The sequence below is a fragment of the Halolamina rubra genome (assembly GCF_000739555.1).
Classification (GTDB): Archaea; Halobacteriota; Halobacteria; order Halobacteriales; family Haloferacaceae; genus Halolamina; species Halolamina rubra.
Genome location: NZ_BBJN01000054.1, coordinates 1 through 21,813 on the forward strand (window position 1 = coordinate 1; position 21,813 = coordinate 21,813).

The 21,813-nt window shown below is 69.9% G+C and carries 24 protein-coding genes; 19 read left to right on the top strand and 5 right to left on the bottom strand.

What is annotated here, in order from left to right; translation table 11 throughout:
* The 13 genes from ACP95_RS13595 to ACP95_RS13655 all read left to right on the top strand — a co-directional run.
* A partial coding sequence (locus ACP95_RS13595) for an ATP-grasp domain-containing protein (protein WP_154018550.1) occupies window positions 1–714 on the top strand: 714 nt, incomplete at its 5' end.
* Between the two features lie 2 nt (window positions 715–716).
* The gene (purE, locus tag ACP95_RS13600) at window positions 717–1,331 is read left to right on the top strand and encodes a 5-(carboxyamino)imidazole ribonucleotide mutase (protein WP_049981719.1); all 615 of its coding nucleotides are present in this window, start codon (window positions 717–719) and stop codon (window positions 1,329–1,331) included.
* Between the two features lie 99 nt (window positions 1,332–1,430).
* On the top strand, window positions 1,431–1,844 hold the full coding sequence (locus ACP95_RS13605) for an NADH-quinone oxidoreductase subunit A (protein ID WP_049981720.1): 414 nt from the start codon (window positions 1,431–1,433) through the stop codon (window positions 1,842–1,844).
* The gene (locus ACP95_RS13610) at window positions 1,841–2,542 is read left to right on the top strand and encodes an NADH-quinone oxidoreductase subunit B (RefSeq protein WP_049981721.1); all 702 of its coding nucleotides are present in this window, start codon (window positions 1,841–1,843) and stop codon (window positions 2,540–2,542) included. The genes ACP95_RS13605 and ACP95_RS13610 overlap by 4 nt, the downstream gene beginning before the upstream one ends.
* Entirely contained in the window at window positions 2,539–4,203 is a 1,665-nt protein-coding gene (locus ACP95_RS13615; protein WP_049981722.1) for an NADH-quinone oxidoreductase subunit D, read from the top strand. Before ACP95_RS13610 ends, ACP95_RS13615 begins: the two co-directional genes overlap by 4 nt.
* Window positions 4,200–5,267 (top strand): complex I subunit 1/NuoH family protein, encoded by a 1,068-nt coding sequence (locus ACP95_RS13620; protein ID WP_049981723.1) that lies wholly within the window; start codon window positions 4,200–4,202, stop codon window positions 5,265–5,267. The genes ACP95_RS13615 and ACP95_RS13620 overlap by 4 nt, the downstream gene beginning before the upstream one ends.
* The gene (locus ACP95_RS13625) at window positions 5,264–5,725 is read left to right on the top strand and encodes a NuoI/complex I 23 kDa subunit family protein (RefSeq protein WP_049981724.1); all 462 of its coding nucleotides are present in this window, start codon (window positions 5,264–5,266) and stop codon (window positions 5,723–5,725) included. The genes ACP95_RS13620 and ACP95_RS13625 overlap by 4 nt, the downstream gene beginning before the upstream one ends.
* Before the next feature lie 4 nt (window positions 5,726–5,729).
* Window positions 5,730–5,996, top strand: coding sequence for an NADH-quinone oxidoreductase subunit J (locus ACP95_RS13630; protein ID WP_049981725.1), 267 nt, complete (start codon window positions 5,730–5,732; stop codon window positions 5,994–5,996).
* Entirely contained in the window at window positions 5,997–6,371 is a 375-nt protein-coding gene (locus tag ACP95_RS13635) for a hypothetical protein (RefSeq protein WP_049981726.1), read from the top strand.
* Window positions 6,371–6,673: an NADH-quinone oxidoreductase subunit NuoK gene (gene nuoK, locus ACP95_RS13640; RefSeq protein ID WP_049981727.1), complete on the top strand. Its 303-nt coding sequence runs from the start codon at window positions 6,371–6,373 to the stop codon at window positions 6,671–6,673. Before ACP95_RS13635 ends, nuoK begins: the two co-directional genes overlap by 1 nt.
* Window position 6,674: 1 nt before the next feature.
* A complete protein-coding gene (nuoL, locus tag ACP95_RS13645; RefSeq protein WP_049981728.1) occupies window positions 6,675–8,759 on the top strand; it encodes an NADH-quinone oxidoreductase subunit L in 2,085 nt (694 codons plus the stop codon).
* Window positions 8,760–10,289: a complex I subunit 4 family protein gene (locus tag ACP95_RS13650; RefSeq protein ID WP_049981729.1), complete on the top strand. Its 1,530-nt coding sequence runs from the start codon at window positions 8,760–8,762 to the stop codon at window positions 10,287–10,289.
* Window positions 10,289–11,773, top strand: a complete 1,485-nt coding sequence (locus ACP95_RS13655) for an NADH-quinone oxidoreductase subunit N (RefSeq protein WP_049981730.1) — start codon at window positions 10,289–10,291, stop codon at window positions 11,771–11,773. Before ACP95_RS13650 ends, ACP95_RS13655 begins: the two co-directional genes overlap by 1 nt.
* A 16-nt stretch (window positions 11,774–11,789) precedes the next feature.
* Here ACP95_RS13655 and ACP95_RS13660 read toward each other — a convergent pair whose 3' ends face one another.
* Window positions 11,790–12,206, bottom strand: coding sequence for a hypothetical protein (locus ACP95_RS13660; RefSeq protein ID WP_049981731.1), 417 nt, complete (start codon window positions 12,204–12,206; stop codon window positions 11,790–11,792).
* Between the two features lie 84 nt (window positions 12,207–12,290).
* Between ACP95_RS13660 and ACP95_RS13665 the strand changes: the two genes are divergently transcribed.
* The 6 genes from ACP95_RS13665 to ACP95_RS13690 all read left to right on the top strand — a co-directional run bounded on the left by ACP95_RS13665 (window position 12,291) and on the right by ACP95_RS13690 (window position 17,309).
* Window positions 12,291–12,770: a YbaK/EbsC family protein gene (locus tag ACP95_RS13665; protein WP_049981732.1), complete on the top strand. Its 480-nt coding sequence runs from the start codon at window positions 12,291–12,293 to the stop codon at window positions 12,768–12,770.
* A gap of 65 nt (window positions 12,771–12,835) precedes the next feature.
* Entirely contained in the window at window positions 12,836–13,996 is a 1,161-nt protein-coding gene (locus ACP95_RS13670) for an ABC transporter substrate-binding protein (RefSeq protein WP_049981733.1), read from the top strand.
* Window positions 13,997–14,008: 12 nt separating this feature from the next.
* Window positions 14,009–14,857 (top strand): NAD(P)-binding domain-containing protein, encoded by an 849-nt coding sequence (locus ACP95_RS13675; protein ID WP_049981734.1) that lies wholly within the window; start codon window positions 14,009–14,011, stop codon window positions 14,855–14,857.
* Window positions 14,858–14,926: 69 nt separating this feature from the next.
* Window positions 14,927–16,075: a FecCD family ABC transporter permease gene (locus ACP95_RS13680; RefSeq protein WP_049981735.1), complete on the top strand. Its 1,149-nt coding sequence runs from the start codon at window positions 14,927–14,929 to the stop codon at window positions 16,073–16,075.
* The gene (locus ACP95_RS13685; RefSeq protein WP_049981736.1) at window positions 16,072–16,956 is read left to right on the top strand and encodes an ABC transporter ATP-binding protein; all 885 of its coding nucleotides are present in this window, start codon (window positions 16,072–16,074) and stop codon (window positions 16,954–16,956) included. The genes ACP95_RS13680 and ACP95_RS13685 overlap by 4 nt, the downstream gene beginning before the upstream one ends.
* A 68-nt stretch (window positions 16,957–17,024) precedes the next feature.
* Window positions 17,025–17,309, top strand: coding sequence for a hypothetical protein (locus tag ACP95_RS13690; protein WP_049981737.1), 285 nt, complete (start codon window positions 17,025–17,027; stop codon window positions 17,307–17,309).
* Between the two features lie 6 nt (window positions 17,310–17,315).
* Here ACP95_RS13690 and ACP95_RS13695 read toward each other — a convergent pair whose 3' ends face one another.
* The 4 genes from ACP95_RS13695 to ACP95_RS13710 are packed head-to-tail and all read right to left on the bottom strand — an operon-like array spanning window position 17,316 to window position 21,737.
* A complete protein-coding gene (locus ACP95_RS13695; RefSeq protein ID WP_049981738.1) occupies window positions 17,316–18,434 on the bottom strand; it encodes an aminopeptidase P family protein in 1,119 nt (372 codons plus the stop codon).
* A 48-nt stretch (window positions 18,435–18,482) separates the two neighbouring features.
* Window positions 18,483–19,268 carry a hypothetical protein gene (locus tag ACP95_RS13700; protein WP_049981739.1) on the bottom strand — a complete coding sequence of 262 codons (786 nt, stop codon included), beginning with the start codon at window positions 19,266–19,268 and terminating at the stop codon, window positions 18,483–18,485.
* Between the two features lie 48 nt (window positions 19,269–19,316).
* Window positions 19,317–20,114 (bottom strand): CBS domain-containing ParB/RepB/Spo0J family partition protein, encoded by a 798-nt coding sequence (locus ACP95_RS13705; protein ID WP_049981740.1) that lies wholly within the window; start codon window positions 20,112–20,114, stop codon window positions 19,317–19,319.
* 39 nt (window positions 20,115–20,153) lie between these two features.
* Window positions 20,154–21,737, bottom strand: a complete 1,584-nt coding sequence (locus ACP95_RS13710; protein ID WP_049981741.1) for a DHH family phosphoesterase — start codon at window positions 21,735–21,737, stop codon at window positions 20,154–20,156.
* Between the last annotated feature and the right edge of the window lie 76 nt (window positions 21,738–21,813).

Genomic DNA, 21,813 nt, shown 5'->3' on the forward strand with positions numbered 1-21,813 from the left:
GGCGGCTACGACGGCCGGGGGAACGAGCCCGTCACCGACGCCGACGCCGCGGGGCGCACGCTGAACGCGGTCGGCGGCGACGCGGTGGCCGAGGAGCTGCTCGAGTTCGACCGCGAGCTCGCCGCCATCGGCGTCCGCGGCGCGGACGGCGAGACCCGCGTGTTCCCGGTGACCGAGACGATCCACCGCGAGGAGATCCTGCGCGGCACCGTGTCGCCGCCGCGCGTCGACGACGCGACCCGGGAGCGCGCCCGCGAGGTCGTCGCCGACGTGCTCGCGGAGCTCGACGGCCGCGGCGTGTTCGGCGTCGAACTGTTCGACGTTGACGGGCAGATCCTCGTCAACGAGATCGCGCCGCGTCCCCACAACTCGGGCCACTGGACGATCGAGGGCGCGGCGACCTCGCAGTTCGAACAGCACGTCCGCGCCGTGCTCGGGTGGCCGCTCGGGCCCGTCGACCGCGTCGCGCCGACGGCGTCGGCGAACGTGCTCGGCGACGTGGAAACCCCCGAGCGGGCGACGCTCTCGGGCGTCGACGCCGTGCTCGCCGAGCCGGCCGCCAGCCTCCACTGGTACGGGAAGCGCGAGGCGCGGCCGCTGCGGAAGATGGGCCACGTGACCGTGACGGACCCGGTCGCCGACGCCCCTGACGCGAGCGCCGAGTCGGCGCTCGACACCGCCGAATCGCTGCGGGACTCGCTGACCTTCCAGTAACCATGCCTTCAGTCACCGACCTGATCGACCGTCTCGAATCGGACGCCGCCGCCGACCGGCCGGCCGAAGCGACCCCCGACGTGGGGATCATCATGGGCTCTGACTCCGACCTCGACACGATGCAGGGCGCCTTCGACGCGCTCGACGCGCTGGGGTTCGCCGAGCAGACCGACCACGCCGACCCGCCCGAGGGGCGGTTCAGCTACGAGTCCTACGTCGTCTCGGCCCACCGGACCCCGGACCTGATGTACGCCTACGCCGAAACCGCCGCGGACCGCGGGCTCGACGTGATCGTCGCCGGCGCGGGCGGGAAGTCCGCGGACCTGCCGAACATGACCGCCTCGATCGCGTTCCCCATCCCCGTCGTCGGCGTCCCCGTCCAGGAGAAGTCCGTCGACTCCGTCATCGGGATGCCGACGGGCGCGCCGATCACGGCCGTCGACGCCGGCAAGTCGTACAACGCCGCGCTCTCGGCGGCACAGGTGCTCTCGCGGGAACACGAGGAGCTACGGGAGCGGCTCGTGGAGCTACACGACGAGCGCCGCGAGGGCGTCGGCGACGTGTCGGCGGCGCTGCACGACCTCGGCGTGGCGGGGTTCCGCGAACGGGAGCGATAGCCCGAACACGTGGTACTGATCCGCACGCTCGCCCGCGTGGGGAAATGAACGCTTAAGAGCCGTGGGGTCGAACCTCGGAAACGTTACGGAGAACCCGACATGAATCCATGGATAGCTATCGGCGCGCTGGCGGTGGTCAGCGTCGGCATCCCCGTCGCCATGATGGCGGTGTCGTCGCTGCTGCGTCCCAGTGTGCCCGAACAGGGGAAAAGCGCCGTCTACGAGAGCGGCGAGATCCCGACGGGGACGACGCGCATCCGGTTCAACATCCAGTACTACATGGTTGCGCTGCTGTTCGTCGTCTTCGACATCGAGACCGTCCTGATCTTTCCGTGGACGGTCATCTACCGACCGGCCCTCGAAGGGGGCGCCTCCATGATGGAGGTGCTCGCGCCGATGCTCGTGTTCATCGGCGTGCTGGTCGTCGGACTCGTCTGGGCGTGGCGACAGGGCGCCGTGCAGTGGGTGTCCAGTCCGCGTGCGCTCGAAGAGAAGACGGAGGCAAACCAATGAGTAGCGAACGAGAACTCTTCCGAACCGACGACTCACAAGTACTGACTGAGACCCGCGACGCCCGGATGAGCGGCCAGGGCGACCGGTTCAACTCCAAGCTTCGCGAGGCGTTCGGCTCCTCGCCGTTCATTCTCACGAAGTTCGACAAGTTCATGAACTGGGTCCGGGGCTCGTCGATGTTCATGCTGCAGTTCGGGATCGCCTGCTGCAGCATCGAGATGATGCACACGTACGCGGTCAAGCACGACCTCGACCGCTTCCACGCCGGTGTGCCGCGGGCGTCGCCCCGACAGGCCGACGTGATGATCGTCCCGGGGACGATTGTCTCGAAGTTCGCCCCGCGGATGAAGCGCGTGTACGACCAGATGCCCGAGCCGAAGTTCGTCGTCGGCATGGGCTCCTGTACGATCTCCGGCGGCCCGTTCCAGGAGGGGTACAACGTCATCAAGGGCGCCGAGGAGGTCATCCCGGTGGACATCCACGTCCCGGGCTGCCCGCCCCGCCCCGAGGCGCTGGTGTACGGCGTCGCGAAGCTACAGGAGCGGATCGCCAACGGCGAGGCGTCGCCGGTGACGGTCAAGCCCTACGAACTCGAACAGTTCGGCGACCTCGAACGCGACGAGATCGTTGACGAACTCGCGTCCGAGATCGACGAGGAGGACCTGGTGATGCGCTACAACTGGGCTGATTCGCCATGAGCCTGCAGGAAGGCGACGAGGCGACCCCGGAGATCGAGTCCGGCGAGACCGAACTCGAGGCGCTGCTCGACGACCTGATCGTCGACACCGACGACCACATGAACGCGCCGGCGTTCGTGATCCGGCCCGACACGGTCCAGGAGACCCTCGGCCGCCTCAAGAACGAGGCCGGCTACGACCACCTCTCGCTGGTCACCGCCGAGGAGTACCCGGACCGCTACGAGTCGATTTACCACCTGAAGAAGTTCGACGACCCGACCGACGAGGTCAGCGTCGTCGTCCCGACCGACTCCGAGAACCCGGTCAGCGAGTCCGCCGAGCCCGTGTTCCGGACCGCCGACTGGCACGAGCGCGAGGCGTACGACCTCGTCGGCATCGAGTACGACGACCACCCGGACCTGCGCCGGATCCTCCTGCCCGAGACGTGGCAGGGCCACCCGATGGGGCTTGACTACGACCAGGACCGGCCGCAGATGGTGCCCCTGCGCGAGCACGCGAACCCGCTGCAGGACGACCACCGGTCCGACACCGACTCGGACACGATGTTCGTCAACATCGGGCCCCACCACCCGGCGACCCACGGCGTGCTCCACCTCGAGACGACGCTCGACGGCGAGCAGGTCGTCGACGTGGAGCCGGACATCGGCTACCTCCACCGCAACGAGGAGCAGATGGCCCAGAACGGCACCTACCGCCACCAGATCATGCCGTACCCGGACCGCTGGGACTACATCTCGGCGGGGCTGCTCAACGAGTGGGCGTACGCCCGCGCGGCGGAGGACCTCGCGGACATCGAGGTGCCCGAGTACGCACAGATCATCCGCACCATGGGCGCCGAGCTCTGCCGGATCGCCGCGCACATGCTCGCCGTCGGGACGTTCGCGCTCGACATCTACGGCGACTTCACCGCGATCTTCATGTACGCGATCCGGGACCGCGAGAAGGCCCAGAACATCCTCGAGGATCTCACGGGCCAGCGGCTGATGTTCAACTACTTCCGGCTCGGCGGGGTCGTCTGGGACCTGCCCGAACCCCGCGAGGAGTTCTTCGAGAAGGTCCGCACCTTCGTCGACGAGCTCCCCGACGCGCTGGAGGAGTACCACGACCTCATCACGAGCAACGAGATCCTGCAGATGCGGACGGTCGGCACGGGGGTCCTGCCCGAGGAGGTCGCGAAGAACTACGGCGCCACCGGCCCGGTCGCCCGTGGCTCCGGCATCGACTACGACCTCCGCCGGGACGACCCGTACGGCTACTACGACGAGCTCGACTGGGAGGTGCCCGTCGAGGACGGCTGTGACAACTTCAGCCGCCTGCTCGTCCGCATGCGCGAGGTCGAGGAGTCCGCGAAGATCATCGAGCAGTGTGTCGACCTGCTCGAGGACTGGCCCGAGGACGAGCGGAACATCCAGGCCAACGTCCCGCGGACCCTCCGCCCGGAGGACGACAAGGAGATCTACCGCACCGTCGAGGGCGCGAAGGGCGAACTCGGCGTGTACATCCGCGCCGACGGCACCGAGAAGCCCGCCCGGTTCAAGATCCGGAGCCCGTGCTTCTCGAACCTCCAGACCCTGCCGGAGATGAGCAACGGGGAGTACATCCCCGACATGATCGCCGCGCTGGGTAGCCTGGACATCGTGCTCGGGGAGGTGGACCGGTGATCCTCCAGACGGAGACCCCGCTGCCCGACGTGTTCGCGAACCTGCTCGGGCTGGGCGGGTTCGGCGCGGTCGGCGAGTTCGTCGCCGCGCTGATCGCGGCGTTCATCGTCGGCAACGTGATGCTCGCGATGACCGGCGTCGCCGGCCCGTGGGCGAAGCGGAAGATCACCGCGAAGTTCACCGACCGCATCGCCGCCAACCGCATCGGCCCCGCCGGCCTCGGGACGATCCCGGCCGACGCGCTGCGGCTGCTGTCGAAGGAGCTGATCGTCCCCGAGGGCGCCGATCGTCCGGCGTGGGACGTGGCGCCGCTGATCGTCGCCGGCTCGGCGATGCTCGGCTTCGCGGTCATCCCGATGGGGAGCGGCATCCAGCTCGCCGACCCCGAGGTCGGGCTGGCCTACGTGTTCGCAGTCGCGTCCATCGCCAGCCTCGGCATGGTGATGGCGGGCTACGCGTCGAACAACAAGTACTCGATGCTGGGCGCGCTGCGGGCGGTCGCACAGAACCTCGCATACGAGATCCCGCTCGTCGTGACCGGGATCTCGGTGGTGCTGTTCACGGGCTCGCTCCGGATGAGCGAGATCGTCGCCGCCCAGCAGGAGACGCTGATCAGCGTCGGCGGGCTCGCGATCCCCTCGTGGTTCGCGATCGTCAACCCGTTCGCGTTCGTCCTCTTCCTCGCGGCGAACGTCGCCGAAGTGGGGCGCAACCCGTTCGACATCCCGGAGGCGCCGACGGAGATCGTCGCCGGGTTCCAGACCGAGTACTCCTCGGTCTACTTCGTGCTGCTGTACCTGGGTGAGTTCCTGCACATCTTCCTCGGCGGCGCCATCACCGCGGTGCTGTTCCTCGGCGGCGCGGCCGGCCCCGGCCCGGAGAGCATCGGCTTCCTCTGGTTCGTGGTGAAGATCTGGGCGTTCTTCCTGCTCACCCAGTGGCTGCGCTCGGCGGCACCGCGCCTGCGTATCGACCAGCTGATCGAAGTCGGCTGGAAGGGGATGCTCGAGCTCTCCTTCCTCAACCTGGTGCTCACGGCCCTAATCGTGGGGGTGGTTGTATGATCGGAATCCTGAAAGGAATGGCGACGACGATGAAGCACGCACTGGACGGCAACACCTTCACGGTGGAGTACCCGGAGGCGGCGCCCGAAGTGAGCCCGCGGTTCCGCGGGGTCCACAAGTTCAGTCAGGAGCGCTGCATCTGGTGTCGGCAGTGCGAGAACGTCTGTCCGAACGACACGATCCAGATCGTGATGGACGAGCAGCGCAACGGGGAGGAGTACAACCTCCACGTCGGCCAGTGTATCTACTGCCGGCTGTGTGAGGAGGTCTGCCCCGTCGACGCCATCATCCTGACTCAGAACTTCGAGTTCACGGCGGACACGAAAGACGAGTTAGCCTACAACAAGGAACAGCTGAAGAACGTCCCGTGGTACAAGGGGAGCGACCCCCTCGAAGCCCGGAACCCCGACCGAGCCGCGTGGGTCGGCGAGGGGGCGGGCGAGGTCGACTACCAGTAACACAATGGTCACAGAGACAATCACGTTCGCGCTGTTCGCCGCCGTGACGGTGGGCTGTGCCCTGGGGGTCGTCCTCGTGAAGGACCCATGGCACAGCGCCCTCCTGCTCGGCGGCGCGCTGACGAGCCTGGCGGTGCACTACGTGATGCTGCAGGCCACGTTCCCGGCGACGATGCAGATACTCGTCTACATCGGGGGCGTGCTCGTGCTCATCACGTTCGCCGTCATGCTCACGCGAACCGAGAAGCCGAAATCGGAGGTGTACAGCTAGATGGTCAGTCGACCAGAGCTCAAAGAGGACACGAACTACGTCAACGGGCTGGCGGCGTCGGTGCTGTTCGTCGTGCTCGCGGCGGTGTTCCTCACCGCGAGCTTCGGCGAGTCGGCCGGCTTCCCCGAGGACGCGTCGCTCGTCGCGGGGATCGGCTACGCGCTGATGGACCTGCAGTCGATGGCGGCCGTCTCCGTCGAAGGGTTCCTCGCGTCGTTCGAGATCATCGGCCTCGTGCTGGTGGTCGCGACCGTCGCCGCCGTGACGCTGGCGCGCCGACAGGGCGACAGCGCCGGGCTGTCGACGGCGCTCACCGACGGGGGGCGCGAGGAGCCACGCTCCTCGGCATCCGACGAGACGGAGGTGGAGAACTGATGGTCCCGGTCGAGTACTACCTCGTGCTCTCGGCGGCCGTGTTCTCCATCGGCCTCTACGGGCTGCTGACCCGCGAGAACGCGCTGCTGTTCCTGATGTCGGTCGAGCTGATGCTCAACGCCGCGAACATCAACTTCGTGGCGTTCAGCCTCCAGTGGGGGAACCTCACCGGGCAGGTGATGAGCCTGTTCGTGATGGGGCTCGCCGCCGCGGAAGTCGCCGTCGGCATCGGCATCATCCTCGTACTGTACCGCAACTTCAAGGACGTCGACGTGACTGTCCCGCAGTCGATGAGGTGGTAAGATGGTAGGAGCATTCGACTACGCACCGGCGATCGTACTGCTACCGTTCCTCTCGTTCTGTCTCGCGGTCGGGGTCGCCCTCTCCGGGCGGGACCTGCTGCCGAAGGGCGGCGCTCTCCCGGGGATCGCGGCCACCGCCGGCTCCCTGCTGCTCTCCGCATGGGTGTTCCTCACCGTCAGCGGCGGCGAGACGTACAACGAGACGATCTACACGTGGGCTGCCGGGGGCGAAGCCACCGGGAGCCTGAGCCAGCCGCTCGAACTCACGTTCGGGCTCCTGCTCGACCCGCTGTCGGCGATGATGCTGCTCATCGTCTCGCTGGTCGCGCTGCTGGTCCACGTGTTCTCGCTGGGGTACATGAACGACGAGGGCGAGACGGGCCTCCCCCGGTACTACGCCGGGCTCGGCCTGTTCACGGCCTCGATGCTGGGGTTCGTCGTCGCCGACAACCTCCTGATGGCGTTCATGTTCTTCGAGCTGGTCGGGCTCTGCTCGTACCTGCTGATCGGCTTCTGGTTCCGCCAGGCCGGCCCGCCCAGCGCGGCGAAGAAGGCGTTCCTGGTCACCCGCTTCGGTGACTACTTCTTCCTGATCGGCGTCGTCGCCGTGTTCGCGACGTTCGGGACGGCGAAGTTCGCCGGCGAGGGGAGCTTCCCCCGCCTGGCCGAGGCGGCGATCCAGGGCGAGGCGACGGTGAACACGTTCCTGGGCCTCGCGCCGACGGCGTGGTTCACCGTCGTCGGCCTGCTAGTGCTGGGCGGCGTGATCGGCAAGTCCGCCCAGTTCCCGCTGCACACGTGGCTACCCGACGCGATGGAGGGTCCGACCCCCGTCTCGGCGCTGATCCACGCGGCGACGATGGTGGCGGCCGGCGTCTACCTCGTCGCCCGGATGTACGGGTTCTACGCGCTCTCGCCGACCGCGATGGCCGTCGTCGCGCTCGTCGGCGCGTTCACCGCCCTGTTCGCGGCGACGATGGGGCTGGTGAAGAAGGAGATCAAGCAGGTGCTCGCGTACTCCACCATCTCCCAGTACGGCTACATCATGCTGGGGCTGGGCGCCGGCGGCTACGTCGCCGGCACGTTCCACCTGCTCACCCACGCGTTCTTCAAGGCGCTGCTGTTCCTCGGCGCCGGCTCGGTGATCATCGCGATGCACCACAACGAGGACATGTGGGACATGGGCGGGCTGAAAGACCGGATGCCCGTCACCTACTACACGTTCCTCGCGGGCTCGCTCGCGCTCGCGGGCATCGTCCCGTTCGCCGGCTTCTGGTCGAAGGACGAGGTGCTGTACGAGGCGCTCGTCCACGGGCTCGGCACGACGAGCGGCCTCGGCACCGCGCTGCTTGTCGCCTACGGCATGGGCCTGATCGCGGTGCTGTTCACCGGCTTCTACACGTTCCGGATGGTGATGCTCACCTTCCACGGCGAGCCCCGCACCGACACCGCACGCGAGGCGACTGAGCCGGGCTGGAACGTGAAGCTCCCGCTGGTCGTGCTGGGGATCCTGGCGACGACCGTCGGGTTCGTCAACATGGTCCCGGTGAAGGACCTGACCGGCGCGGAGATCGACTTCCTGCACAAGTGGCTCTACGGGACGGAGGGCGCCGGCTGGGCCGAGACGCTCGGCACCAGCGGCTACCAGTACCACCACGTGCTGTTCGCCGACTACGGCGCCGGCATGGCGGCGGCGAACCTGCCGTCGTACCTCGTGGGGCTGCTCTCGCTGGCGCTCGCGCTGTTCGGCGCCGGCTCGGCGTACGTGCTGTACGGCGGCGCCGACCCCGACCCCTACACCGACAAGCTGGGGGTCGTCAAGGACGTGCTGTACAACAACTACTACCAGGACGAGTACCAGGTCTGGCTCGCCGAGGGCGTCGTCCTCCCGCTGTCGAAGGCCGCCGACGTGTTCGATCAGGCGGTCGTCGACGGCGTGGTCAACGGCGTCTCCAGCGTGAGCCTGTTCGGCGGCTCCCGGATCAAGCGGATCCAGGACGGGATCGTGACCCACTACGCCGCGATGCTCACGCTCGGGCTGACCGCCCTACTCGTCGGCTTCGCGATCTACGGAGGGTGGTTCTGAATGATCATCGAGACGCTCATCGGCTTCACGTTCGTCGCCGCCTTGCTCACGTTCCTCGTGCCGGACGAGGTCGCGAACCGCGTCGGCGCGGCGCTGAGCCTCGTCCCCCTGGTGGGGACGCTCTGGATGTGGACACAGTTCGACGGGAGCGGCAACGCCCTCACGGGCGGCACGCTCGCCTTCGAGACGCAGTTCGACCTGTTCGCGCTGTCGGGCTACCAGGTGCAGTGGTTCACCGGGCTCGACGGGATCAGCCTGCCGCTGGTCGTGCTGACGGCGTTCCTGACGACGCTCGCGATCGTGAGCGCGTGGACGCCGATCGACAGCCGCCAGTCGCAGTTCTACGGGCTGATGCTGTTCATGGAGGCGAACCTGCTGGGGATGTTCACCGCGCTGGACTTCTTCGTCTGGTTCGTCTTCTGGGAGGCCACCCTGCTGCCGATGTACTTCCTCATCGGCGTCTGGGGCGGCCCGCGCCGGAAGTACGCCGCGATCAAGTTCTTCGTCTACACGAACGTCGCGAGCCTGCTGATGTTCGTCGGCTTCGTCGCGCTCACCTTCGGCGGGCTGGGCGACAGCATCGACACGCTGTCGCTGCCCGAGGTCGCGATGGCGCTCGACGCCGGCGGCAACGTGAGCTCGTTCATGGGGCTCGCCCCCGGGACGCTGAAACTCGTCGCGTTCCTCGCGATGTTCGTCGGGTTCGCGGTGAAGGTGCCCGTCGCGCCGCTGCACACGTGGCTGCCGGACGCCCACGTCGAGGCGCCCACGCCGGCGTCGGTGATGCTGGCGGGGGTGCTGCTGAAGATGGGGACGTACGCGATGCTGCGGTTCAACTTCACCATGCTGCCCGACGTGGCGAGCGATCTCGCGATCCTGATCGCCGCGCTCGGCGCGTTCTCGGTGATCTACGGCGCGATCCTCGCGCTGGCACAGGAGGACCTCAAGCGCATCGTCGCGTACTCCTCCGTGTCGTCGATGGGGTACGTGCTGCTCGGGCTCATCGCCTTCACCGAGTTCGGCGTCGCGGGCGCGACGTTCCAGATGATCGCCCACGGCCTGATCTCCGGGCTGATGTTCATGGCCGTCGGCGTCATCTACAACACGACCCACACGCGGATGGTGGGCGACATGTCCGGGCTGGCCGACCGGATGCCCGTCACGGTGGGCATCTTCGTCGCCGGCGCGTTCGGCTACATGGGGCTGCCCCTGATGGCCGGCTTCGCCGGGGAGTACTTCATCTTCGTCGGCTCGTTCCACTCGACGGTGATCCCGAGCGCGCCGCTGTTCACCGCGGCGGCGATGTTCGGCATCGTCATCGTGGCGGGCTACCTGCTGCTCGCGATGCAGCGGACCCTGTTCGGGCCGTTCAGCCTCGACGCCGACTACGAGGTCGGCGCGGCCCCGTTCCACGACGTGGCGCCGCTCGCGGTGCTGCTGCTGGCAGTGATCGCGCTCGGCGTCGCCCCTGACCTGTTCTTCGACATGATCCTGAACGCGATCGCCCCGCTGGTCGGAGGTGGTGCCTGATGGTGACGGCACCGCCGCTCACCCCGACCTTCCTGCTGGGGCTCACGGCGCTCGCGGTGTTGACCTACGACAGCGTCTGGCCCGACTCGACCGACGGGAGCGTCCTCACGGGCATCTCCGTCGTCGGCTCGCTGGCGTCGCTGGCCGCCGCGGGCTGGTTCCTCACCGCCGGCACCGGGCTGGCGACCGACGGCGTCTCGCTGTACGCGGACGCGGTCGTCGTCGACGGCATGTCGCTGTTCTTCACCGCGCTGTTCGCCGCGGTGACGATCCTGGTGTCGCTGGCGTCGTTCGACTACTTCGCCGGCAAGGAGAACCAGGGCGAGCTGTTCGGCCTGATGCTGCTGGCGGCGACGGGGATGTCGCTGATCGCGAGCGCGAACTCGCTGGCGACCGCCTTCGTCGCGCTGGAGCTGGTCAGCCTGCCGTCGTACGCGCTGGTCGCGTTCCTGAAGAACGACCGCGGGAGCAGCGAGGCCGGCCTGAAGTACTTCCTGATCGGCGCGCTCTCCTCGGCGATCTTCGTGTTCGGCGTCTCGCTGATCTACGCCGCCACGGGCTCGCTGCTGCTGCCCGACATCGCGGCGGCGTTCGAGTCCGGGCTCGGTGACCGCGTCGGCATCGCCGGCGTCGGCGTGCTGATGGTCGCCGGCGGCGTCGCGTTCAAGGCCGCCGCCGTCCCGTTCCACTTCTGGGCGCCGGAGGCGTACGAGGGGGCGCCCGCGCCCGTCTCGGCGTTCCTCTCCTCGGCGTCGAAGGCCGCCGGCTTCGCGCTCGGCTTCCGCGTGTTCGTCGTCGGGTTCCCGCTCGGGCCCGCCGCGAGCGCCGGGATCGACTGGGCGCTGCTGTTCCAGGTGCTCGCGGTGGCGACGATGGTGCTCGGCAACTTCGCCGCGGCCACCCAGGACGAGGTCAAGCGCATGCTGGCGTACTCCTCGATCGGGCACGCCGGCTACGTGCTGATCGGCCTCGCCGCGCTGTCGGCCGAGGCCGCCACCAACGGCGACGTGATGGGCGCCGCGATGGCCCACCTGTTCGTCTACGGCTTCATGAACACGGGCGCGTTCCTGTTCGTGGCGCTGGCGGAGAACTGGGGCGTCGGCCGCCGGTTCGAGGACTACAACGGGCTGGGCGCCGAGAAGCCGTTCGCCGCGGTGGCGATGACGGCGTTCCTGTTCTCGCTGGCGGGCGTCCCGCCGCTGGGCGGCTTCTTCTCGAAGCTGTTCCTGTTCGCGGGCGCCGTCGAGGCCGGCCTCTGGTGGCTGGTCGTGATCGCCGTGATCAACAGCTCGCTCTCGCTGTTCTACTACTCCCGCGTCGTGCGGGCGCTGTGGTTCGAGGAGGGCGAGCACGACCTGAGCGGCGCGCCGACGGCGCTGTACGCCGCGCTGGCGGTCGCGCTGGTCGGCACGGTGCTGCTGCTCCCCGGCTTCGGGCCGGTGATCGAGACCGCACAGGAGGCCGCGACGGCGCTGTTCGCCTGACCGGCGACCCGTCCTTTTACTCGCCGAAGACGCCACGCACCGCCGCCGAGAGCTCGGTCTCGCGATCCATCTTCAGACCGTCCGTGGTGGCGACGACGCTCGTGTCGCCGATCTGGACCCGCGCGGCGTAGCCGTCGGCGAACTCACAGACCACGCGGCCGCCGTCGGGTTTCGGCGTCGGGGACGAACTCCCGGCGTCCCCGCCGTCGCTCGGTCCGCCGCCGGCGAGCACCGCACACGAGGCGCCCTCGGCCATCGCCTCGTGGACCGGCCGGTCGGCGCCCGGCGCCAGGTCGCTCCGGCGGTAGAGCGTGCCGCTGAACTCCGGGCCGTCGACGCTGACGCTCCGCAGTCGGTCGCCGACGACGCCCCGGCAGGCGTGTTCGAGGGCGCTCAGCCGCTGGTCGGTCGCGTTGTCCGTCGCGCGTTCCATGGTAGAAGTTAACAATACACACGATAATGAATCTGTCGGCTCGCTACCCGTTAGAGCCAAACCGCCACGGCCACAGCCACGGGTATGCACGCACGCGTCACGGAGTTCGCCGAGCTCGCCGCCGACCGCCACGGGCTGACTACCGACCCGGTCGAGTTCCCTGAGGAGGGCACGCCGACGGCCGCCGACGCCGCCGAGGCGGTCGGCTGCGAGATCGGCCAGATCGTCAACAGTCTGGTGTTCGACGTGGCCGGCGAGGCGGTGCTCTGTCTCACCTCCGGCGAGAACCGCGTGAGCGAGGCGGCGCTGGCGGCGTGGGCCGGCGTCGACGAGGGCGACGTGTCGATGGCCTCGCCCGATCTCGTCCGCGAGGCGACGGGCTGGGCCATCGGCGGCGTCCCGCCGATCTGCCACGACACCGACCTCCGGACGCTGTTCGATCCCGCGCTCGAGCAGTACGAGACGGTCTGGGCCGCCGCCGGAACGCCCACGTCGGTGTGGGAGATCGGGCCCGAGCGGCTCCGGGCGGTCGCCGGCGCCGAGCTCGTCGACGTGACCGAGTGAGGGATCGAGGATTCGGCCCGCCTAAAGTTCGAAGCCCTTATGGCTGTTTAGGCTCGCCGAAAGGTATGGAGAGCGACCGACGACGGTTCCTCGGACTGACTGGTGGAGCGCTCGCGGGGATGCTGGCCGGCTGTACCGGCGGCGACGGCACTCCCACTGACGGGGCGACGAGCGACACCCCGACCGACGGCGGCACGGCGACCGACGCCGGCGGGAGCTACACGGTGTCGATGGCGCCGGTCGGCGACGTGACGTTCGACTCGGTGCCGGAGACGTTCAGCGTCTACGAGTCCGGCTACGCCGACATGGGCGTCGCGCTGGGGCTGAGCGACCGCCTGCTCGCGGTCGGCAACAAGGCGCGGTTCCACACCGAGCAGTACGCCGAACTCGACGGCGTCTCCGTCGACGAGGAGGGGCTCACTCAGCTGATGGGCGACTCCTTCGCCATCGACGCCGAGCTCATGCTCGAACTCGACAGCGACGTGCACGTCATCGACCCGCAGTGGCTCCTGAAGAACGGCTTCTTCAAGCTCGAGCAGTCGGATCTCGACACCGTTTCCGAGCGCGCCGGGCCCTTTATCGGCAACACGATCTTCCGGCGCACCGACGGCTGGCACGACTACCGGTACTACAGCCTCTACGAGGCGTTCGAGAAGGTCGCGGAAGTGTTCCAGCGGCGGGACCGCTACGAGGCGGTGAAGGCGGTTCACGACGACGCCGTCGCGGAGCTGTCGGCGAACCTCCCCGGCCCCGACCAGCGACCCAACGCGCTGCTCTGCTTCGGCGGCGGCGACGAGCCCGAGACGTTCTCGCCGTACCGCCTCTCCGGGCAGGGCACGAACAAGAAGCAGTTCCGCGATCTCGGCATCACCGACGCGCTCTCGGGCACCGGGATCTCGGGACTGTCGACGACCGACCGCGGGAAGATCGACTACGAGACGATCCTGCAGGTCGATCCCGACTCGATCCTCGTCCGCGGCCACGAGGACAAGACCCGGGAGGAGTTCCAAGACACGGTGGTCTCGTTCATGAAGGACCACAGCGTCGCCGCCGAGCTCAGCGCGGTCCAGAACGAGATGGTGTTCCGCGGCGGCCCGATCTACCAGGGCCCCATCCAGCACCTGTTCAACCTCGAGCGGTTCGCGAACCTGTACTTCCCCGACTCGTTCTCGGGGGAGCTGTTCGCCCGCGCGGAGCTGTCGGCCGCTATCCGCGGCGAAGCCTGATCGTCGACAGCGATGGACCAGAGCCCACAGAAGGCGGCGACGCCGACGGCCCGGGCGTACGACGTGGCCGTCGTCGGCGGCGGCGCCTCCGGCCTCGCGGCGGCGCTGTTCACCGCCCGGTACGGCCTCGACACGGTCGTGTTCGACCGCGGCCAGTCGGCGATCCGGCGCTCGTACGCCATCGAGAACTACCTCGGGCTGCTCGGCGTCACGCCCGAGCAGTTCCTCCGGCTGGCCCGGAGCCACGTCGCGTACGAGGGCGCGGAGGTCGTCGACGACCTCGTGACCCGCGTCACCGAGGCGGGGGGCGGCTTCCGCGTCGAGACCCAGGACGGGCCGGGCGTCACGGCCGACCGGGTCGTCGCCGCCTCGGCCTACAACGCCGACTACCTGAGCGAGGTGGCGGACGGGGAGCTCCACGACGAGGGCGACCACCCCGTCGACTGCGACGAGGCGACCGGCCGGACGGCCGTCGACGGCCTCTACGTCGCGGGCTGGCTCTCGGGGCAGCCCCACCAGGTGCTGATCGCGGCGGGCCACGGCGGTCGCGTCGGGAAGGAGCTGGTCAGCGACTACCGGAGCCGACGGGGCCACTGGGACGGCGTCGACAGCTACTGGGACTGGTCGGTCGAGGCGGACAGCTACGGCGACGAGACGTGGCACGAACACGTCGACGAGTGGTTCGAGTCGACCCTCCCCGAGGACCACGAGTTCGACGAGGAGCGGATCGAGCGCGTGCGGGAGGCGGTGAAGGCGGAGCGGCTGGGGTTCGAGTGCTCGCCCGCCGAGCGCGACGCCCGGCTGGCCGACGCCCGGGAGCTCCTCGAACGCGAGCTCGGCGTCGGCGACGACGGCGGCTGAGCCGCAGTCCACACCGACACGGTTTTGAAGACTTAGGCCAACCTAAAAACGTGTACGGAGCGACCACCCATGGCCGGTGAGACCAGCGACGGGGTTCGGGGGCTCGACGAGACGTTCTCGTGGGTCGACGCCCCCCTGGTGACCGTCATCGCCGGGAGTATCGGGATCGTGTTCCTCTCGGGGCTGGTCCAGGTGAGCTTCGGCGCGTTCACCATGTCGATCGCGACGGCGTGGGGCGCCGTGTTCGACCCGGCCGTCTGGACGAACCCGCAGCTGTTGTTGCGGCTCCTGCTCGGCGACGGCTGGGGGACGGCGGTCGCGGGCGCGCTCGGCCTCTCCACTGCGGAGGTGGAGCTGTCGAAGGAGACGCTGATCGTCTGGCACATCCGGATGCCGCGAGTGCTCGTCGGCGTGCTCGTGGGCACCAACCTCGCCGTGTCGGGCGCGGTGTTCCAGGCGGTGACGCGCAACGAGCTCGCGTCGCCGTTCATCCTCGGCGTCTCCGCCGGCGCGGGGCTGGCGATCCTGCTCACGCTCGTCGTGTTCGGCTCGCTGTCGACGTTCCTCCCGATCGCGGCCGCGCTCGGCGGCGCCGTCGCGTTCGGCATCGTCTACGCCATCGCCTGGAAGGGCGGCACAAGCCCGGTCCGGCTGGTGCTCGCCGGCGTCATCGTCTCGATGGTGTCCGGCTCGCTGCAGACGGCGCTGTTCTTCTTCGCGGACGACCTCGCGGTCGTCCAGTCCGCCATCGCCTGGACCACCGGCTCGCTGACCGGCGTCGACTGGGAGCAGGTCCGGATGGCGCTGCCGTGGACGTTGGTGACGGTGCCGCTCACCCTGATCGGCGCGCGCCAGCTCAACGTGCTGCTGCTCGGCGAGCGCACCGCGCGCTCGCTGGGGATGAGCGTCGAACGCGTCCGCTTCGCGCTCTCGGCGGTCGCGGTGCTGGCGGCGGGCACGGCGATCGCCGTCGCCGGCATCGTCGGCTTCGTCGGCCTGATCGTCCCCCACATGGTCCGCCAGCTCGTCGGCTCGGACTACAAGCGGCTGGTCGTCGGCTCCGCGTTCGCCGGCCCCGCGCTCGTCACGCTCGCGGACACGGGCGCGCGGCTGATCCTCTCGCCCGCGCAGCTCCCCGTCGGGGTCCTCACGGGGCTCATCGGCGGGCCGTACTTCCTCTACCTGATGCGCAAACAGGACGCGCTGGGTGAACTATGAGCCTGTTCGGGATCGGTGCCGCCGGCACCACGGGGTCGGATCGGTCGACCGACGAGGCGGAGGCGACGGGCGTCGACGACGGCGACGACGAGCCGCCCGGCCTCACCGTCGACGACGTGGCGCTCTCCTACGGCGACGGCGAGCCCGTCGTCGAGGCCGACACGCTGGTCGTCCCCGCGGGCGAGGTGACGGCGCTGGTCGGCCCCAACGGGAGCGGGAAGTCGACGCTGCTGAAGGCGATGGACGCCGAGCTCGAGCCCGACCGCGGGGCGGTCCGCTTCGACGGCCGGCGCGTCGACGAGTACAGCACGAGCGAGCTCGCGACGCGGCTCGGCCTGCTCTCCCAGGAGAACACCGCCCCCGAATCCACCTCGGTCCGGGAGCTGGTGACGTACGGGCGCTACCCCCACCGCGGCTTCTTCGAGGGGCTGGACGAGGACGACGAGGCCGCGATCGACCGCGCGATCGACCGCGTCGGGATCGACCACCTCGCCGACCGGAACGTCGGCGACCTCTCGGGCGGCCAGCGCCAGCTTGCGTGGCTCGCGATGGTGTTCGCCCAGGAGACCGACGCGCTGCTGCTGGACGAGCCGACGACGTACCTCGATCTCCACCACCAGCTCCGGGTGCTCGACGCCGCCCGGGCGCTCAACCGGGAGCGCGGCGTGACGGTCTGTGTCGTCCTCCACGACATCGGGCAGGCCGCCCGGTTCGCGGACAACCTCATCGCGCTCGCGGACGGGACGCCGTACGAGTGGGGGCCGCCCGACGAGGTGGTGACGCCGGACCTGCTCGAGGAGGTGTTCGGCGTCGAGGCGGAGGTCGGCTTCGGCCCCGAAGGCCCCACGATCGTCCCACGACGGGCGATCGACGGGGACTGACGCCGGCCGGTTCCCACGCGTCGGGGCCGCCCTGAACCGTTTTCACCGCGCCCGCCCTCCCTTCGAGTATGGCCGACACCAAGGACGCCGAGACCGTCCGCGTCTGGCTCGTCGAACGCACCTACTCCGACGACGAGCAGAACATCGTGATCCTCGTGTACGCGACGCCCGACGGCGAGCGCTACCTCCGGAAGGAGCGGGCGCTCACCTCCTTCGGCGACCACCGCGACACGACAGCCGGCATCGACGCCGACCCGCGGAACCTCGGCGAGACCGACGAGGAGAAGCGCGAGCAGTACGCCGCCGAGGCGAAGCGCATGGCCGACCGGCACGAGCCGGACGACCTCATCTGACCGGGCTCAGCACTCCCAGCCGCGGTCGGTGTGGTTCAGCCGCGCGCAGCCGTCCTCGGTGACGACCACGAGATCCTCGATCCTGACGCCGAACTCCCCGGGGAGGTAGATTCCGGGCTCGACGCTGAACACCATCCCGGGTTCGAGCTCGCGCTCGTTGCCCGCGACGATGTACGGCGCCTCGTGCACGTCGAGGCCGACGCCGTGGCCCGTGCGGTGGATGAACTCGTCGCCGTAGTCCGCGGCCTCGATCACCTCGCGGGCGGCGGCGTCGACGGCCGCGGCCGTGACGCCCGGCTCGACGGCGTCGACGCCGGCCTGCTGGGCCTCCTGCACGACCTCGTGGACCTCGCGGACCTGTTCGTCCGGCTCGCCGCCGAACACCAGCGTCCGTGTCTGATCGGAGGGGTAGCCGTCGACGCGCGTGCCGAAGTCGAGCACGACCGGCTCGCCGGGACGGATCTCGCGGTCGCTGTGGTGGTGGTGCGGTTTGGCGCCGTTGGGGCCCGCGCCGACGATGGTGTCGAAGGAGACGCCCGTCCCGCCGTGCCGTTCGAGGGAGTCCTCGATCTCGGCGGCGAGTTCGGCCTCGGTCAGGCCGACGGCGCCGTCGCCGAGTTCGCGCAGGTCGCGGACCGTCTCGTCGGCGACCGCCGCCGCACGCTCCATCGCGTCGAGTTCGGCGTCGTCCTTCCGGACGCGCAGGTCGCCGAGCACCTCGCTCGCGAGCCCGAACGTCGCCTCGGGCAGCGCGGTCCGGAGGTCCTGGGTGAACAGCGCCCACATCGTGTCGTCGACGAGCAGGTGGCCGGCGTCCATCCCCAGCTCCGCGGCGATGTCGGCGATCCGCGGCACCGGATCCTCGGCGTCGCCCCAGGTGCGCACGTCGGTCACCCAGGACGCCTCGCGGACCTGCTCGCCGGAGAGTTCGGGGACGAGGAACACCGGCTCGCCGTCGGCGGGCACGAACAGCAGGAAGTGGCGCTCGGCGGGCTCCTCGCCGTGGTCGGCGAGGTAGCGCAGGTTCCGGCTCGGGAACAGCACGAGGCCGTCGTCGCCGCGCTCGCGGAGTCGCTCCCGTGCGGCGGCGGCTCGTCGTTCGAACGTGTCGGGGTCGGCGGTCATGCTCAAGGGGTACGCCGGCGGGGAGGAATAGCTGCCGGCTCCCGGCGACTACTGCTCGATCTCCAGCAGGCGCGCGCCGCAGTCCGGGCAGCTGTACGTGTACACCTGCGCGCGCCGGCAGCAGGACTCGACGGTGTCCTCGCCGAGTTCGGGCTCGGCGCCGCAGTCCGGACAGCGTTCGACGAACAGCCGCAGGCCGGCGAGGATCCGGCCCTGCTCCTCGTGGCCCCGCGTCGCCCAGTCGGGATCGCGGTCGGCCAGGAGCCCGACCGCGCCGAGATCCGCGAGCAGCGCGGGCCGGGAGGGCCAGTCGGCGACCGCGAGCCCGCCCTCGGTCACCACCGTCGCGTTCTCGCGGTCCTCGACGCCGGGCTCGTCGAGGTCGAGCACGTCGCCGGCGGCCGCCGCCGGCGCCTCGCGGACCGACGCGATCCGCTCCTCCCACTCGCCGGCGACCCCGTCGGCGAGTTCGAGGTCCTCTGCCTCGGGCGGGTCGACCAGCACGCCCGCCTCCAGCAGGTACGCCTCCACGTCGACGGTTTCGCCCGGGTCGGGGAGCGCCGGCGCCTTCCCGAACCACCGGAGCACGCGGTCAGGGAGGTAGCGCTTCGTGAGTTCGGGCGTCCCCGGGACGAGGTACCCCCGCAGGTAGATCGCCGCCAGCCCGACCGCGAGCACGGCCGCACCCGCGGGCGGCGTCGTCGCGGCGACGACGACGGCGGCGAGCGCCAGCGCGATGCCGACGTTGAGGACGGTACAGGGGAGACACCGGTTCGGGCCCGTGTACGCGGGCTGTCTGAGTCGCTCGACGACGCGCCGGCCGGGGATCGACATCGTTTGCAGCAGATAGCCGGGGAAGATAAGGCTGGCGGGGGTCTCCGGCTACTGCAGGCGCTTGGTCGTCTCGATCAGGGGGTGGCGGGCGTAGTCGACGACCGCCACGTCGTCGATGGAGGAGAGCCCCTCCTTCCGGGCGGTGTTCTCCATCCCCAGCGTCACGGGCTCGTCGGCCTCGACGACGATGACGTAGGCGTCCATCTCCTCGATCCCGAGGCGGTCCGCCGCGAGCGCGCGGTGGTGGCCGTCGGTCAGCAGCAGCAGCTCCTTCTCGCCGGTCGCGTTGGCGATGACGACCAGCGGCTCCGCGAGCCCGTGTTCGAGCTCGTAGCGGCGCCCCTCGAGCTCGTCGGCGTACACGCGGTCCTGCGTGGGGACGAGGTTGTCGAGGCGCACCCGGCGGCGCTCCTCGCGGACCGACACGTCGTGGATGTGCTGGAGCGTCTCCATAAGTTCGCCCACCTTCTCGGGTGTGGCGCGCTCGATCTGGCTGCGCACCACGTCGGTGTTCGAGATGATCCCCGTCAGGTTGCCGGCGTCGTCGACGACCGGGAGCTTCTGGATCCCCGACCGGAGGATGACGCGGGCGGCGTCGATCACGTCCATCTCGGGGTGGGCGACGACGATGTCCTCGACCATCACGGTGAAGATCGGGGCGTCCTCGTCGGCCAGCAGCAGGTCCCGGGCGGAGACGAACCCCTCGACCTTCCGGCCGTCGGTCACCGGGAACCCGTTGTGGTCGCTCTCGGCGATCCGCCGCGCCACGTCGGCGACGGTGTCGTCGGCGTCGACCGTCGCCACCTCGCGGGTCATGTACTCCTTGACCCGAGCTTTGGCACTCATTACCCCCGGTTGGGGGCGCCCGACGAAAAAGGGACAGGCTCAGGCGTCGTCGGCGTCGCCGCGGTCGGCGGCCTCGGCGCTCGCGTCGTCGGCGTCCGTCTCACTGTCGTCGTCGGTCGTCGCCTCGGCGTCGCCTCCGGCCTCCCGCTCGATCGAGGGGAGCGCGAACGACGCCGCCCCCGCGTGGGCGTAGTCGTACTCGAGCCCCTCGCCGATCGAGGGGGCGTCCGGCGCGTCCGAGAGCGAGTCGAAGAACCGCTCGTCAACGACCTCCCAGACGATCTCCGCCAGCGAGCCGGTTCGCTCGGGGCCGGTCGCGCCGAGGATCCCCAGCGGGATCTGGGCGCCGGCCATGTCGGCGTGCCCGCCCGCGTCGCCGATGGCGCCGAACGCGTCCCGGAGCGTCTCCCCCAGGTCGAGGTCGGAGCCGCGCGCCCGCCCCGAGACGTAGATCATCTCGTCCATGAACCCGTAGACGAGCGTGACGTCGACGCCCTCCATGTCGAGCAGGCGCTCGGCGGCCTGCGCCAGCGCGTCGCGGTCACGGATCTCGCCGACACACGTCGACAGCGCGCGGTCCCGGACGGTGCGGTTCTCGATCGCCGCCGCCAGCACCGACACCGTCTCGATGGAGAGGCTCGGCGTCTCGACCCGCGACAGCGTGTCGGCGTCCACGTCCGGCACCAGCGACGCCGCGGCCGCGAAGTCGGCCTTCGACGCCTCGCGAGTGAACTCCTTCGTGTCGATCCGGATGCCGTACAGTAGCGCCGTCGCCGTCGTGGTGGCCGGCGACACGTCGAACCGGTCGAGATACTCCGTCAGCAGCGTGCTCGTGGCGCCGACGCCGCTGCGCAGGTCGACGAACTCGCCGCCGACGGGGCCACGCGGCGGGTGGTGGTCGATGACCACGTCGATCTCGGTGTCCTCGGGGAGGCTGTCGTTGACGCCCGGCCGGGAGTGATCGACCAGCGCGACGCCGCCGTACCCCTCGATGTCGCCGGGTTCGATCCGGACCAGCGGGAGGTCGAGCAGGTTGACGAGCGCGCGGTTCTCCTGGTGGCTGATCTCGCCGTGGTAGCACGCCTCGGCGTCGACGCCGATGCGGTCGGCGAGTTCACAGAGCGCCACGGCGCTCGCGATGGCGTCCGGGTCCGGGTTGTCGTGGGCGACGACGGCGACCGGCTCCTCGGCGTCGAGCAGCGCGCGGCGCAGCCCGCGGGCGCGGTCGCTCTCGAACCCGACCGTGCGGTCGAGCACGCGGTCGGCCAGCGCCGCCGTGGGGTCGATCAGCCGGTCGGCCGTCTCACGGATGGCGTCGACGGTGTCGGGGCGTGCGCCCTCGCCGGCGTAGGCGATCAGCATCGCGTCGGGGAACGTCTCGCGGGCGGCCGCGGCGACGGTCCGGTTGCGTTCCGGGTCGTCGCTCGCGACGAGCACGATGTCGGCGTCCGGCGCGTGGGCTCGCGGGTCGGTGGGGTCGCCCTCGACGGCGGCGATGCTGGCCTCGCGGAGGCTCTCGGCGCGGGGCTCGTCGTCGGTGACGACCGTCGTCTCCCGCTCGGGAAGCCGCTGGAGCAGGTCGAAGCCGACCGCGCCACAGCCCAGCACCAGCCGGGTGACCATACTGTTCGCAGTAGGTGAGCGGGGGAAAGCCTTACCGTCGCGAGGTGACGGCGGCGGCGCGACCGCCCCGCCGGCG